The sequence below is a fragment of the Mycobacterium sp. SMC-19 genome, assembly GCF_045310815.1.
Classification (GTDB): Bacteria; Actinomycetota; Actinomycetes; order Mycobacteriales; family Mycobacteriaceae; genus Mycobacterium.
Genome location: NZ_JBJIAM010000010.1, coordinates 36,342 through 50,391, shown reverse-complemented (window position 1 = coordinate 50,391; position 14,050 = coordinate 36,342). Strand labels below are relative to the sequence as shown.

Annotated in this window: 10 protein-coding genes; 6 read left to right on the top strand and 4 right to left on the bottom strand. The window is 68.3% G+C overall.

The genetic code is table 11. From position 1 onward, the window contains the following. Positions 1-15: 15 nt before the first annotated feature. Together polA and ACJH5R_RS19615 are read right to left on the bottom strand one after the other, a co-directional pair. Positions 16-2,730 carry a DNA polymerase I gene (gene polA, locus ACJH5R_RS19620; RefSeq protein WP_406782627.1) on the bottom strand — a complete coding sequence of 905 codons (2,715 nt, stop codon included), beginning with the start codon at positions 2,728-2,730 and terminating at the stop codon, positions 16-18. Then, on the bottom strand, positions 2,723-3,613 hold the full coding sequence (locus ACJH5R_RS19615; protein WP_406782626.1) for a LysR family transcriptional regulator: 891 nt from the start codon (positions 3,611-3,613) through the stop codon (positions 2,723-2,725). The genes polA and ACJH5R_RS19615 overlap by 8 nt, the downstream gene beginning before the upstream one ends. A gap of 70 nt (positions 3,614-3,683) precedes the next feature. Between ACJH5R_RS19615 and ACJH5R_RS19610 the strand changes: the two genes are divergently transcribed. From ACJH5R_RS19610 to ACJH5R_RS19595, 4 genes are all read left to right on the top strand, one after another. Continuing rightward, positions 3,684-4,832, top strand: a complete 1,149-nt coding sequence (locus ACJH5R_RS19610) for an FAD-dependent monooxygenase (protein WP_406782625.1) — start codon at positions 3,684-3,686, stop codon at positions 4,830-4,832. 68 nt (positions 4,833-4,900) lie between these two features. Further along, positions 4,901-5,350: a Zn-ribbon domain-containing OB-fold protein gene (locus ACJH5R_RS19605; protein WP_406759905.1), complete on the top strand. Its 450-nt coding sequence runs from the start codon at positions 4,901-4,903 to the stop codon at positions 5,348-5,350. After that, positions 5,343-6,539 (top strand): lipid-transfer protein, encoded by a 1,197-nt coding sequence (locus ACJH5R_RS19600; RefSeq protein ID WP_406759904.1) that lies wholly within the window; start codon positions 5,343-5,345, stop codon positions 6,537-6,539. The genes ACJH5R_RS19605 and ACJH5R_RS19600 overlap by 8 nt, the downstream gene beginning before the upstream one ends. Before the next feature lie 107 nt (positions 6,540-6,646). After that, a complete protein-coding gene (locus ACJH5R_RS19595; protein ID WP_406759903.1) occupies positions 6,647-6,877 on the top strand; it encodes a DUF167 domain-containing protein in 231 nt (76 codons plus the stop codon). Here the strand turns inward: ACJH5R_RS19595 and ACJH5R_RS19590 are convergent. After that, complete coding sequence (locus ACJH5R_RS19590; protein ID WP_406782624.1) at positions 6,852-9,191, bottom strand: PEP/pyruvate-binding domain-containing protein; 2,340 nt, start codon at positions 9,189-9,191, stop codon at positions 6,852-6,854. The two genes, ACJH5R_RS19595 and ACJH5R_RS19590, sit on opposite strands and share 26 nt — an antisense overlap. Positions 9,192-9,649: 458 nt before the next feature. Between ACJH5R_RS19590 and gjpA the strand changes: the two genes are divergently transcribed. Both gjpA and ACJH5R_RS19580 read left to right on the top strand, forming a co-directional pair. Next, positions 9,650-10,732, top strand: coding sequence for an outer membrane porin GjpA (gjpA, locus tag ACJH5R_RS19585; protein WP_406782623.1), 1,083 nt, complete (start codon positions 9,650-9,652; stop codon positions 10,730-10,732). A gap of 50 nt (positions 10,733-10,782) precedes the next feature. Then, positions 10,783-12,987 carry a PGRS repeat-containing protein gene (locus ACJH5R_RS19580; protein WP_406782622.1) on the top strand — a complete coding sequence of 735 codons (2,205 nt, stop codon included), beginning with the start codon at positions 10,783-10,785 and terminating at the stop codon, positions 12,985-12,987. A gap of 306 nt (positions 12,988-13,293) precedes the next feature. Here the strand turns inward: ACJH5R_RS19580 and ACJH5R_RS19575 are convergent, their stop codons facing one another. Continuing rightward, a complete protein-coding gene (locus tag ACJH5R_RS19575; RefSeq protein ID WP_406782621.1) occupies positions 13,294-13,965 on the bottom strand; it encodes a GntR family transcriptional regulator in 672 nt (223 codons plus the stop codon). Between the last annotated feature and the right edge of the window lie 85 nt (positions 13,966-14,050).

Here is a 14,050-nt window from a genome sequence, read left to right as displayed (position 1 = left end):
GTCGCGGAATCCGCGTTAGTGCGCTGCTGAATCCCAGCTGCGCCCGTAACCGACCGCAACCTCCAGCGGGACGCTGAGCGGATAGGCGCTGCCCATCTTGTCGCGCACCAACGCCTCCAACGCGTCACGTTCGCCGTCGGCCACTTCGAACAGCAATTCGTCGTGCACCTGCAGCAGCATCCGCGACCGCAGGGTGGAGGCCTTGAGGGCGGTGTCCACGTTGATCATCGCGACCTTGATGATGTCGGCCGCGCTGCCCTGGATCGGGGCGTTGAGCGCGGCCCGCTCGGCGGACTCCCGGACCTGCCGGTTGCTGCTGTCCAGCTCCGGCAGGTAGCGCCGCCGGCCCAGCACCGTCGAGGTGTAGCCGTCCTTGCGGGCTTGCTCGACGACCTCGTGCAGGTAGTCGCGCACCCGACCGAACCGGTCGAAGTAGGCGTCCATCTGCTCTTTGGCCTCTTCGGTGGAGATCTTGAGCTGGGAGGCCAGCCCGTAGGCGCTCAACCCGTAGGCCAGGCCGTAGGACATCGCCTTGACGCGGCGGCGCATGTCCGGGGTCACCTCGTCGATGGGCACCGAGAACGCCCGCGACCCGACGAACGAGTGCAGGTCTTCGCCGGTGTTGAACGCCTCGATCAGGCCCTCATCGGCCGACAGGTGCGCCATGATGCGCATCTCGATCTGGCTGTAGTCGACCGTCATCAGCTCGGGGTAGCCCTCGCCGACCACAAAACCGTCGCGGATCTGGCGGCCGGCGTCGGTGCGGATCGGGATGTTCTGCAGGTTGGGGTCGGTCGACGACAGCCGGCCGGTCGCCGCGATCGTCTGATTCAGCGTGGTGTGGATTCGGCCATCGGAGGCAACCGATTTCAGCAATCCATCGACCGTCACCTTCAACCGGGTGACGTCGCGGTGGGTCAGCAGGTGCTCCAGGAACGGATGGCCGGTCTTATCGAACAGGGTCTGCAGCGCGTCGGCGTCGGTGGTGTAGCCGGTCTTGGTCTTCTTGGTCTTGGGCATGCCCAGCTCGTCGAAGAGCACCACCTGCAGCTGCTTGGGCGAGCCGAGGTTGATCTGCTTGCCGATCACCGCGTAGGCCGCCTCGGCGGCGTCGCGAATCTGGTCACCGAACCGGCTCTGCAGCTGGCTCAGGTGATCGAGGTCCACACCGATCCCGGCTGTCTCCAGCTCGGCCAGCACTCGCTGCAGCGGCAGTTCGATGTCAGCGAGCAGTCCGGACGAGTCGATGCGGGCCAGCTCGAGATCCAGCGCGTCGGCCAGGTCGTTGACCGCCCGGGCCCGCAGGATCGCGGTCTGCACGGCCTGATCGTCGACGCCCTCCGTGTCATCCAGCAACGAAAGCTGTTGCTGTTCATCGGATTCGGCACGCAATTCGCGGCGAAGGTAGCGCACCGAGAGGTCGTCGAGGCTGAAGCTGCGCTGACCGGGCCGCACCAGGTAGGCGGCCAGGGCGGTGTCAGAGGTGACACCGTCCAGGGTCCAGCCGCGCCCGGCCAGGTCGTGGATGGCCAGCTTGGCCTCGTGCAGCGCCTTGGGCTTGGCCGGGTCGGCCAGCCAGGCGCCCAGCGCGGCGTCGTCCTCGGCGGTCAGCGTCGCGGTGTCGATGTAACCGCCTTCGCCGTCCGCTGAGGCCAACGCCAGCGCGGTCGCGTCGCTGTCGAAGCTGCGGTGGGTGCCGATCACGGCCAGCCCGGTGCGGCGGCCGTCGGCGGCGTGTTCGGCCAGCCACGAGGCAACCGTTCCCGGCTCTAGGGCGCCGCCGCGCACCTCGAAGCCCTCCTCGGCTTCGGGCACCGCGCCCCCGGCGGTGGAGAGCGTGTCGAACAACCGGTCACGCAGCACCCGGAATTCGAGGTCGTCGAAGAGCTGATGGATCTGCTCACGGTCCCACGGCACCAGTCGCAGGGTGTCCGGCGTCTGTGCCAGCGGCACGTTGCGGACCAGGTCGGTCAGCTCGCGGTTGAGGATCACGGTGGACAGGTTGGCGCGCAACGCATCTCCGACCTTGCCCTTGACGGTGTCGACCTGGTCCACCAGCCCCTGCAGAGACCCGTACTCGGTGATCCACTTCGACGCGGTCTTCTCCCCCACGCCGGGAATGCCCGGCAGGTTGTCGCTGGGGTCCCCGCGCAGCGCCGCGAAGTCCGGGTACTGCGCCGGGGTCAGGCCGTACTTCTCGACGACCGCATCCGGGGTGAACCGAGTCAGGTCGCTGACGCCCTTGCGCGGGTAGAGCACGGTCACGTTCTCGTTGACCAGCTGCAGGGCGTCGCGGTCGCCGGTGACCACCAGCACCCGGTAACCCTCTGCGTCGGCCTGGGTGGCCAGCGTGGCGATCAGGTCGTCGGCCTCAAAGCCCGGCTCCGACAGCGCGGTGATGCCCAGCGCGGCCAGCACTTCCTTGGTGATGTCGATCTGGCCACGGAACTCATCCGGGGTGGACGACCGGGTGGCCTTGTACTCCGGGAAGCGCTCCGAGCGGAATGTCTGCCGCGACACGTCGAATGCGGCGGCTATGTGGGTGGGGCTCTCGTCGCGCAGCAGGTTGATCAGCATCGCGGTGAACCCGTAGACCGCATTGGTGGTCAGGCCGCTGCGGGTCTTGAAGTTCTCCGCTGGCAGGGCATAGAACGCCCGGTATGCCAGCGAGTTTCCGTCGAGGAGTAGCAGCGTCGGTTTGGTCTGACTCACGGCCCCAACTCTAGGCACCCGTCCCGACACGCAGTAACTGCCGCGCCCTGTCGACGAGCACCCGGGCGGCAGGGCTGCGCGGTCCCGACGCACGCCAGGCCAACACCAGCCGGCCCCGCAGCTCCGGCGTCAGCCTCAGTGGATGCAGGCCCGGGCGGTTGCGAGCCACCGAACTCGGCAGGATCGCGACCCCGAGTCCGCGCTCGGCCAGGTCCGCCAGCGCCAGCGGCGTGCTGGCCTCGAATGCGATCCGCGGGGAGATCCCAGCCGCCGCGCAGGCTTGGTCAAACTGGCGGCGGATGCCGGTGCCGACGGGCAGCGCGATCAGCGGCCGCTGCGCCAACTGGGCGAGGCTGACCGTGGCACGCCCGGCCAGCTCATCGGCCAGGCCCACCGCCGCATCGACGGCCTCGTCGGTGACCACCTCGATGTCCAGCCCGGTCGGCCGTTCGTCGGGCCCGACCGACACGATGGCCGTATCCAGTTCGCCGCTGCGGACCGCGTCGATCAGCTGGTCGGAATTCGCTGTGCTGAGCGTGATTTCGACGCTCGGGTACTCCGCGTGGAACTCGGCGAGCAACCCGGGCACATCGACTGAGTGAGCGGTCACGGTGCCGATCGTGACCGTGCCACGGACCAGCCGGCTGAGTTCGTCGACGGCGAGCCGCACATCATCCACCGCCGCCAAGGCGGCTTTGGCGTACGGCAGCACGGCCGCGCCGGCCGCGGTCGGACGAACCTCCCGGCGGGAGCGGTCCAGCAGCCGCTGGCCGAGTTCGCGCTCCAATCGGCCGATCTGGGCGCTGACCGCGGGTTGCGCCACATGCACCCGTTGCGCCGCGCGGGTGAAGTTCGCTTCCTCCACGACCGCGATGAAGTATTCGAGTTGCCGCAGCTCCATAACTGTTGATTATAGTTTCTGGACTAACTAGATATTGGACTTATAGTTTTCTGACGGCGACGCTGGATTCATGACTGAGACAGACGTTGTGATCGCCGGCGCCGGTATCGGCGGATTGACCACCGCCCTGACCCTGCACGCGCGCGGGATCGGTGCCACCGTCGTCGAAGGCGCTCGGGACCTGCGCCCGCTGGGTGTTGGCATCAATCTGCTGCCGCACGCGGTCCGGGAGTTGTCCGCCCTGGGGCTGGGCGAGCAATTGTCCCCGCTGGCGGTCGCCCCAACATCGTTGGCCTACTTCGATACCCGCGGCCGGGAGCTGTTCCGTGAGCCGCGGGGAATCGAAGGCGGCTACGAATACCCGCAATATTCGGTACACCGCGGGGAACTGCAACTGCTGTTGCTCGACGCGGTACGTGAGCGGTTGGAGGCGGGCACTGTCCGGACCGGATCGCGGGTCACCGGGTTCGTCGACGACGGCGACTCGGTGCGGGTGCAGTTGGGCGACGACGAACTGGCGGGCGCTTTCTTGGTGGGCGCCGACGGGATTCATTCGGCGGTGCGCGCGCAGTTACACCCGCGCGGCGACGACCTGCGGTGGTCCGGGGTGCGAATGTGGCGCGGCGCCGCACCGGGAGAGCCGTATCTGGACGGGCGGACCATGGCGATCGTCAAGGCCGACGACGGGATCGAGCTGGTGATCTACCGGATCGGGGGCGGCCTGATCAACTGGGTGCTGTTGGTGCCCGAATCCCCACCCGGGCCGCTGCCGGGCACCGCACGCTGGAACCAGCGGTGCGACGCCGAGCAGGTGTTGTCCTACCTGGACGGCTGGAAAGTGGATTGGCTCGACGTCGTCGACCTGGTGGGACGCACCGCCGACCCGCTGGAATACCCGATGGTCGATCGCGATCCGCTGCCGTGGTGGGGGCGTGGTCGGGTAACCCTGCTGGGCGACGCGGCGCACCCGATGTATCCGGTGGGCGCCAACGGCGGATCGCAGGCCATCCTGGATGCCCGCGCGCTGGCGGACAGCCTGGCAGCCCACCCAGACACGGGCCTGCAGGTCTATGAGGAGCACCGTCGCGACGCGACCGCGGCGGTGGTGGCCGCCAACCGGGCGATGCATCGCAGCGGCGCCAACCTGCGGTCGGACAATCTGGCCCGGGTGGCTGCCGCCTACCGGCGCGACACCGGAGCCGACCGGGCGCGGGTCTGAACTGTCGCCTTGTCCCGGTAACTGGAACACGTTTCAATTCGGGGGTCTCGGTTGGGTACGCTGACCGAGTGCCAGATGTAGCCTCGCAGCCGGCCATCGACGGGTGGTTCGCCACCGACGACGCCGGCCTCCCCCACCTGACCGGCGCCAAGTGTCCGCAGTGCGGCACCTATGTGTTCCCGCCGCGTGAGAACAACTGCCCCAACCCCGCCTGCGACGGCGACGTGTTGGAGCCGGTCGCGCTGTCGCGGCGCGGCACAATCTGGAGCTACACCGAGAATCGGTACCTGCCGCCGGCGCCGTACCCGCCGAGCGACCCGTTCGAGCCGTTCGCGATCGCCGCGGTGGAGCTGGCCGACGAGGGCCTGATCGTACTGGGCAAGGTCGTCGAGGGCACCCTGGCCGCGGACTTGAAGGTCGGCATGGAGATGGAGCTGACCACCATGCCGCTCTACACCGACGACGACGGCGTGACGCGCACCGTCTACGCGTGGAAGAAGGTGGACTCCAATGCCTGAGCCGTTGTACATCCTGGGTGCGGGCATGCACCCGTGGGGCAAGTGGGGCCGCGACTTCACCGAGTACGGAGTGGTCGCCGCCCGTGCCGCACTGGCCGACGCCGGCCTGAACGCGCAGCAGATCCAGTTCATCGCCGGCGCGGACACCATCCGCAACGGCTACCCGGGCTTCATCGCCGGTTCGACGTTCGCCCAGAAGCTGGGCTGGAACGGGGTTCCGGTGTCGTCCTCGTATGCGGCCTGCGCGTCGGGTTCGCAGGCGCTGCAGAGCGCCCGGGCCCAGATCCTGGCCGGTTTCTGCGATGTGGCGCTGGTGATCGGCGCGGACACCACCCCCAAAGGCGCGTTCGCCCCGGTCGGCGGTGAGCGCAAGAACGACCCGGACTGGCAGCGCTTCCACCTGATCGGCGCGATGAACCCGGTGTACTTCGCGCTGCTGGCGCGCCGCCGGATGGACCTCTACGGCGCCACCTCCGAGGACTTCGCGCAGGTGAAGGTGAAGAACTCCCGGCATGGCCTGAACAACCCCAATGCCCGCTACCGCAAGGAATCCGCGGTTGGCGACGTGTTGGCCAGCCCGGTGGTCTCCGACCCGCTGCGCCAGCTCGACATCTGCGCCACCTCCGACGGTGCGGCTGCGCTGATCGTGGCCAGCGCGGAATTCGCCCGCAAGCACCTGGGTTCGCTCGACGGTGTGCCGTCGGTGCGCGCGGTGTCCACCGTGACCCCCCGCTACCCGCAGCACCTGCCCGAATTGCCGGACATCGCAACCGATTCCACCGCCGTGGTAGCCGCGCCCGAGCGGGTGTTCAAGGATCAGATCCTGGACGCCGCCTACGCCGAGGCCGGGATCGGCCCGGAGGACGTAAGCCTGGCCGAGGTCTACGACCTGTCGACCGCGCTGGAGATCGACTGGTACGAGCACCTGGGCCTGTGCGCCAAGGGTGAGGGCGAGCAACTGCTGCGCAGCGGCGCCACCACCATCGGTGGCCGGGTGCCGGTGAACCCGTCCGGCGGGCTGGCCTGCTTCGGCGAGGCGATCCCGGCGCAGGCGATTGCCCAGGTGTGCGAGCTGACCTGGCAGCTGCGCGGTCAGGCCACCGGCCGGCAGGTCGAGGGCGCCACGGTGGGCGTGACGGCCAACCAGGGCCTGTTCGGCCACGGCTCGTCGGTGATCGTCGCCCGCTAGTTTTTTGGGCTTGGCTTGGCTTTGGCGCCAGCGTGCGTGTTTGCACGGCGACACGCCGAGTTAGGCCGTAAAACTACGCACGTTCGCGGCACTGGGATCCTGTTGCGATGACCGAAACCGTCGTCGTCAAGGTCAAACCGGGCAGCCGCAAAGGCCCCCTGGTCGAGACCGACGACGCGGGTCAGCTGACCGTCTACGTGCGCGAGCCGGCCGTGGACGGCAAGGCAAACGCCGCCGTCATCCGGGTGCTGGCAGAGCATTTCGGGGTGCCGCGCAGCCGTGTCGAATTGGCGTCCGGTGCGGGCGCGCGCGTCAAGCGGTTCCGGATCGATCGGTAAGCGGCGCGTCCAGGATTCGCACGGTTCCCGCCGACCCGTCGATCTCCACCAGCGCCCCATCCGGGATGACCTGGCTGCCGTTGCCGGTGCCGATCACGCACGGTATCCCGAGCTCGCGCGCAATGATTGCGGCGTGTGACAACGTACCGCCCACGTCGATGGCCATGCCGGCGACCGCCATGAACCGCACCACCCACGACGGGTCGGTAGTCCGGGCGATCAGCACATCGTCAGCGTCGAGCTCGACGGTCGCGTTGGGATCGGTCACCACCCGCGCCCGTCCGCGGGCACGGCCCGGGCTCACAGCGGCACCGGAGATGAGCGACTGGACCGGGGCACCGCCGCCGGCGGTTCGCGCGGGTGGATCGCCGGCAAAGGACAGCGGCGGCTCCTGCGCGGCGAACTGCGACCGGATACGTTGGCGGGCAATGATATCGGCCGACGCCAGATGCACCTTCGACTGGAGCTCACTCAACGTGTGCCAGACGGCATTGTCACCTAAGAAGGACGCCGCGTGCCGGGCGACATCAAGGTCTTGCAGGAAAGCGGTTTTGCCGATCTCCCGGGCGACCAACGCTCGCCGCGCCATGGCGATCAGCCGTGCCACCGCCCGGCGGCGCGAGCGCGGCACAGATTCGCACAGCGCCGACTGCGCCCGGCGTCGCTCATCACTTCTGGCGTCCAATGCTGCGACGGGATCCCGGGACCGGTCAGCGTCGGCCCATACCCGCGCGGCATGCAGCACCGGCGCGGGGTCCTGCCGCCACGAGGCGGAGGCGATCTCCCCCTCGTCGGGACCGTGGAATCCGTGCGCAGAAAGAAAGCGACCCAAAGTGATTCGCCCACCGGCGAGCAGCCACAGATCCCTGGCCAGGTGAGCCTCCGGCAGTTCGCCATCACCGGAGAGCAGGTCGATCACTCGGCTCCCTGCCACGGCCTCGACAGCCTGATACAGGCCTTGGCACACATACGTCTGCAGTGCGTGGGTGATCATCGTTTGCCGGAAACGTGAGCTGGCCTCGGTCAGCAATGCCACCGGATCTGCCGGTGTCTGCCAAGCGTCCCGCTGCCACGCTTGCCAGGAGGTCGCGCTGACCGCCCGCAGGCGTCGATTCAGCAGCGCCAGGGTGATCGGAGCACGCACCGCCATCCGCAACGCAGTAACGCCCCGGGCCCGCATAGGCGCGACGTCGACGTGTTCTGCCGCCCCGAGAATCTGCTCACTGAAAGCGCTCGGATCCACACCGGGGATGCGAGCGACCTGGCTCAAAAGCAAGTCAACAGAGATCACCGGCCAGCCCTGCGCGAGGGTTACAAACGACGCAGCCACGTCGCGCTTTGACACCACGCCGACTTGGACCTGGCTTTGCCACTGCCCTTCACCGAGTCCCGTCCTCCACACCGACCAGGTAAGAGGCGTCGGCACCCCAGGCAGCGCCTCGCCGACATTCACGCGGCTCCATCGGCTGCCCGGTGGACGCGGCGGATCGTAGAATTCAAGCGCCTTCGCCCTGGCCTCCAGTGCACTGAATGTGGTGATCGGGCGCGCCTGCAGAATCCAGATCTGCCCCTGCTCGTCGAAGGCCCACTCGATGTCCTGCGGGCTCCCGTACCACCGATCGATACGCAGTGCACAGTCGGCGATGTCGCGAATCCGATTGTCGGACAATGATGGCGCCGATGCAGATGGAACAACCTCCACGATGCCCAATGTGGACTTATCCACCACGATGCGCGCAGGCGTCACCAACCCATCCACTACGTCACCGCCAGACCCAAGGGCGAATTCAATGACCAGCCGGTCCGTATCGCCGTTCAGCGGATCCGCTGTGAAGGCGACGCCACCACAGGCCGGTACGATCTGGCGCTGGACGACGACAGCCATTCCCCCCGTGGATTCCAGTTCCCGAGCGTCCCGGTATCGGCGGGCCCGCGCGGACGACGCCGATGCCCAGCAATGGGCCACGGCGGCAAGCACCTGCGCAGCCCCCCGGACATTGAGGACCGTCTCGTAGATCCCGGCGTGAGATGCGTCGACCCCGTCCTCGGCCACGGCCGAGGAGCGCACCGCCACGGCGATGTCACGCCCCAGCGCGTGGTAGCTCGCGACCACCGCGTCGCGGATGTCAGCATCCAGTGACTCGACCGACCCGGCTGCCCCAGTTCCCGTACGGGCGGGTACGCCGATAACGAACGCATCGGGCACCGGTAACCCAGCCGCCAGCAGCTCTCCCAGATTGGCGCCCTTGCCGCCGCTAAAGGCGGCATCGGTCGCGCGGATATCGCACAGCGGTTTGACGAGTGTCTTACTCATGCACCCGGATTGGTGTCGCGAGCCACGGATGCCATGACCCACCAACCTATCTGTCGCGCCGCGATCTCGGTAGCTTTCTCCACCTGCCTGTCCGGGCATGGTCCACGTTCATAGAACGCCGTCCAGGCCCTGCGACCACACGCCGAAAATGCGGCCGTTAGATGTTACTTGGAGACCATCTCAGTGCATTGTTACAATTTACATTCATATAGAAGAGAGGCCGTTACACGAGTGTGGCGGGTCAACCTTCCCGACGCGGTTACCGCCTCTAACTGGTCTAACGAGCAGCCTCACAGGGGCGTCGGCTGGCGTGCGCCATCACCTTCTCCCGCCCCGTAAACACGCAGACTGAAACATGTTCTGATTTGTTGTATACAAATTATGCTTCTCTCAGTTACTCTCATCGCGTTCTATCTCGTGCTGTGCATCACATACCTGGAGGAGTCCCCTTGCACGCCATGTTTCGCCCCTACGCCACCACTGCTGGTGTGGCACTCGTTGGCGCCGGCCTGATCGCGGTCACCCCACCGGCAGCGTTAAGCGCTCCACTGGATGTTCAGTCGCGTGCCGTGCAACTGACGAGTGCGTGGGATGAGGTGCTCAATGCTGCGTCGGCGAATGTGACGACGATGCTGAACAATTGGTATCTGGCCCCGGGTGTGGGGATGCAACAATTCATGGCCAACCAGATGGGGTACTGGGACCAGTTGGCCAATGATCCGGCGGGCTCGATCAATGCGATCAACGAGCAGATTCAGCTGCATCTGAATGCGGTGCTTTCTGGGTTCGCGATGCAGGACATGACCGCCGAAACCCGTGCCACGGTGCTCAACCACACCATGGATGGCACCCATCAGCTGATGTTCGGTCAGGTCGCGGGGTATCTGCCCGCTGATGTCGATCCCGACCAGATCCTGCCGATCATCGACTACCTGGGCTCGCCGTCGAGTGCGATGTTGATGGGCATGATCGGCCCGGGCATCAGCCCCTGGATCGCGCTGCTCAACGGCATCACCGACGGCGATAACCCCTTCGACATCCTGATCAACATGGGTGGGGCGTTCTTCAACGGCGCCACCCTCAACTTGGATGCGTTGTTGCCGATGATCAACGAGGCCGGCTTCTTCCCGGCCGGCATGAACATGGACCATCTGGACTTCGCGTTCGGCGGGTTGCTGTCCACGGGTGCGGCCGCGGTGAGCTACCAGGTGTTGGGCCCCGGTGGTGAGGTCGCCGCCGAGGTGCCGGCGGTCGGTGGGTCGATCTTCCAAAGCGTGGGCCTGGAATTCAGTGGCGTACCGGTGATCGGAACTCTGGATCTCAACAGTGCCGGGATCGGGCCGCTCGCAGCGATGCAGGCCTGGGGGCAAACCGTCGGCGCCCTGCTCGGGTCGGGGTGGGACGGCAAGGGCCCGGTCGTGGTGACCCCACCGCTGGCTGGTGCTGAGCTGCCCATCATCGACCCGGTGGTGGTCGATGACGGCGGGTCCGGTGCGGCCACCGATGCGTTCGGCTGGCTCGGTGAGCTGCTCGGATTCTGATTCCCCTAAACCCTTTATCCCCCAACTTCTCAAGAGAGGTCTTGCTGCACATGAGTCACCACACCAACCCGCGCCGCTCTTCCCGGGCCGTCGGCGCAGCCAGCACTGTGGGTGCTTTCCTGGCCTTCGGGATGGCCCCGCTGACCACCGCGCCGGCGGCTCAGGCCGATGAGTTCGATTGGTTCGCTGATCTTTTCGACACCTCGGCCTGGTTGACCCCGGAGCCGGCTGAGGTGGGCGCCTTCGATTGGACCACCATGATCGATCAGTGGTTCTACGACCCGATCCACGACGGCCTGCAGGCCTGGATCACCAGTGACTTCGGTGAGCTGGTCAACGGCGCCATCAACACCATGGCCGGCCAATACCTGATCGGCAACGGTATCGACGGCACTGCCGAGAACCCCGACGGCGGCAATGGCGGCCTGTGGTTCGGTGACGGCGGCGACGGCTGGACCTCCACCGAAGCCGGGGTGGCCGGTGGTAGCGGCGGCAACGCGGCCGGCTGGATCGGCGACGGCGGAACCGGTGGCGACGGTGGCGCGGGTGCCAACGGTGGTGACGGCGGCGCCGGCGGCCTCTGGATGGGACTCGGCGGCAACGGAGGCAACGGCGGCGCAGCACCGGATGCCAGTGTGTACGGAGGCAATGGCGGTAACGGCGGCAACGCCTCAGCGTGGTTCTTCGGCAACGGCGGCAACGGCGGCAACGGCGGGGCCGGTGCAGACGGGCTGGCCGGGACTTTCGCCAATGGCGGCGACGGCAATGGCGGCAACGGCAGTTACGGCGGCAGCGGCGGCAATGGCGGGCGCAGCAGCTTCATGTTCGGCAACGGCGGCAACGGCGGCAACGCCGGGACTACTGGCAACGGCGGTAACGGCGCCAACGGCACCGCCGAGCATGTCGACGGCGGTAACGGCGGTAGCGTCGGGCTCGACTTCGCCGCCAGCCAGGGCGGCGCGGCCGGCGCCCGAGGTTCCACGATCTACACCAGCCCGATGTACGGCCAGGCTGGGCAGTTCGGTACCGCCGCCGACGGCGGCCGAGGTGGCGACGGTGGCGACGCCTACCAAGACGGCAATGGCGACTACCTCGGCAACGGCGGCAACGGTGGCCAGGGCGGATACGGCGGCGGCTACACCCAGGCAACGGGTACCGGCGCCGATGGCGGCAGCGGCGGCAACGGCGGTGCGGGCATCAACGGTGGCAATGGCGGTAGCGGCGGCACGGGCAGCCTCAGCGCCAGTGGCGCCGGGCCGGGCGGCAAGGGCGGCGACGGCGGCGACGGCGGTTACGCCAGCGCCGGTCACGGCGGCAACGGCGGCAACGGCGCTAACGGCCGCGGCGGGGGCGGCGGTGCCGGCGGCAACGGTGGCAACGCCGCCACCGGCGATCCCACCATTCAGACCCGCGGCGGCAACGGCGGCAACGGCGGCGGCGGTTTCACCGCCGGTCCCGGGGGAGTCGGCGGCAACGGCGGCATTGGCACCTACGCCGGCGGCAACGGCGGGGCCGGCGGTGCCGCCGGCAACGGCAACTCTGCCGGCGCCAACGGCGGAAACGGCGGCAGCAGCACCGGCTGGCAGCACGACGGCACTACTTACAGCCAAGGCGGTAACGGTGGCGCCGGCGGCCGCGGCGGCGCTGGCAACGCCACATCAGACGCTGGTGACGGCGGCGCTGGGGGTGCGGGCGGTGCTGGCGCGACCGGTGCCGGCGTGGTCAGCACCGGCGGCAACGGCGGCAACGGCGGGGCCGGCGGAGCCAACGCCGGCAGCGTCCTCGCCGATGGCGGTGCCGGCGGCAACGGCGGCGCCGGGGGCGCGGGCGGATCGGGCACCGCATCCGGCGGCAACGGCGGCAATGGCGGCGCAGGTGGCGCCGGGGTTACCGCCGGCAACGGCGGGACCGGAGGAATCGGCGGCTCCAGCGGCGGCGTGGAGACCCCGGCCAACGACCTGGGACTCGGGCCCAGCCACGCCGGTAACGGCGGTAACGGCGGTGCCGGTGGAGCCGGCGGGGGCTACGTCAACGGCGGGCTCGCCGATACCCCGGGCGGGGACGGCGGAACCGGTGGAACCGGTGGCAACGGCGCCGGGACTGTCGACGGCGGAACCGGCGGGAACGGCGGCGACGGTGGCAAAGCCGGCACCGTTGCTGGCGGGTCCGGCCAGCCCGGGACCGCACCCAGCGGAACCACCGGTGGTGCCGGCGGCTCCGGAGGCAACGGCGCTCAGCCCGCTCCAGCCGGTTAGGGCACCGGTGCAGGTCCGGCATGCTGCGGCATGCCGGACCTGCACGGCACCGGCTGCGACGGCAACACCCTGCCAGGCGGCGACGGTGCGGCCGGTGGGGCCGGCGGCATCAGTACCGGCGGCACCGCCGGCAATGCCGGCACCGGGAACCCCGCGGGGGCAGCCCGGAACGGTCGGCGACGGCGGCCAGCCCGGCTAGCAAATCAGCACGATCGGCCACGGTCGTCGGGACCCACAACGGGCCCGGCGACCGTCGCCGTCTGCGCTCGGCGATGACCACGTGAAAATTGAAGCCACCGGTGGGCGTCAGCCCTGTGGGGGCGTTCCGTCGCTCAGCACACCCCGTCGGGCCAGCTCGGCGACTACGACGTCGGCACGCATCTGCGCGCGCTCGATGTGCACGGCGCGCGCAGCGTCGGGATCGCGTCGGTGGATCGCCGCGTGTTCGGCTTCGAGGTTGGGCAGGAACTCGGCGTGCACGTGCGGGTAGCTCCCCCAGAAACCGCGTGGCGCGAACACCCGTGCCGCGAGGATCGCCGCATACAGCGGCGGGCCGGCGTACTCGTCGAGGATGATGCGGCGGAATTCGTAGGCCGCCGTCTGGAATTCCTCGGGATTCTTGCTGACGCGCAGGCTCTGCATCGCCGCATCGAGATCGGCGAGGACGCGCGGCGTCGGGTTCGCCGCCGCGCGGGCCGAGGCGATGGCGTTCAAGGTCCCGTGCAACTCATGCTGTTCGCGGACGACGGCCTCATCGAACCGGCTGACGAACACGCCACGGTGGTACCGGCTGGCCAGCATCCCCTGCTGTTCGAGTTGGTCAATGCCCTGCTGAACCGGAAGCCGGCTGACCCCCAGCGCGGCCGCGATCGCGTCGCGGTTGATCCGGTCGCCGGTCCGCAACTCCCCGGCAAGTACTAGGTCGACAATGTGATTGACAACCAGGTCCTTTTCCTTGACCCCGTACTTCTTGGGCATGGAGTGCTCACCTGGAACTTTCGCAAAACTCGGAAGGGCGCGTTGTTGGTTCACGGAAAGCGCCCGAACTACGTTCGGCAATGCA

Bases quoted from the DNA above. Each gene is read 5' to 3' on its own strand.
- ACJH5R_RS19615 (WP_406782626.1), bottom strand. From the start codon at position 3,613: ATGGAGCTGCGGCAACTCGAATACTTCATCGCGGTCGTGGAGGAAGCG.
- ACJH5R_RS19610 (WP_406782625.1), top strand. From the start codon at position 3,684: ATGACTGAGACAGACGTTGTGATCGCCGGCGCCGGTATCGGCGGATTG.
- ACJH5R_RS19600 (WP_406759904.1), top strand. From the start codon at position 5,343: ATGCCTGAGCCGTTGTACATCCTGGGTGCGGGCATGCACCCGTGGGGC.
- ACJH5R_RS19595 (WP_406759903.1), top strand. From the start codon at position 6,647: ATGACCGAAACCGTCGTCGTCAAGGTCAAACCGGGCAGCCGCAAAGGC.
- ACJH5R_RS19590 (WP_406782624.1), bottom strand. From the start codon at position 9,191: ATGAGTAAGACACTCGTCAAACCGCTGTGCGATATCCGCGCGACCGAT.
- gjpA (WP_406782623.1), top strand. From the start codon at position 9,650: ATGTTTCGCCCCTACGCCACCACTGCTGGTGTGGCACTCGTTGGCGCC.
- ACJH5R_RS19580 (WP_406782622.1), top strand. From the start codon at position 10,783: ATGAGTCACCACACCAACCCGCGCCGCTCTTCCCGGGCCGTCGGCGCA.
- ACJH5R_RS19575 (WP_406782621.1), bottom strand. From the start codon at position 13,965: ATGCCCAAGAAGTACGGGGTCAAGGAAAAGGACCTGGTTGTCAATCAC.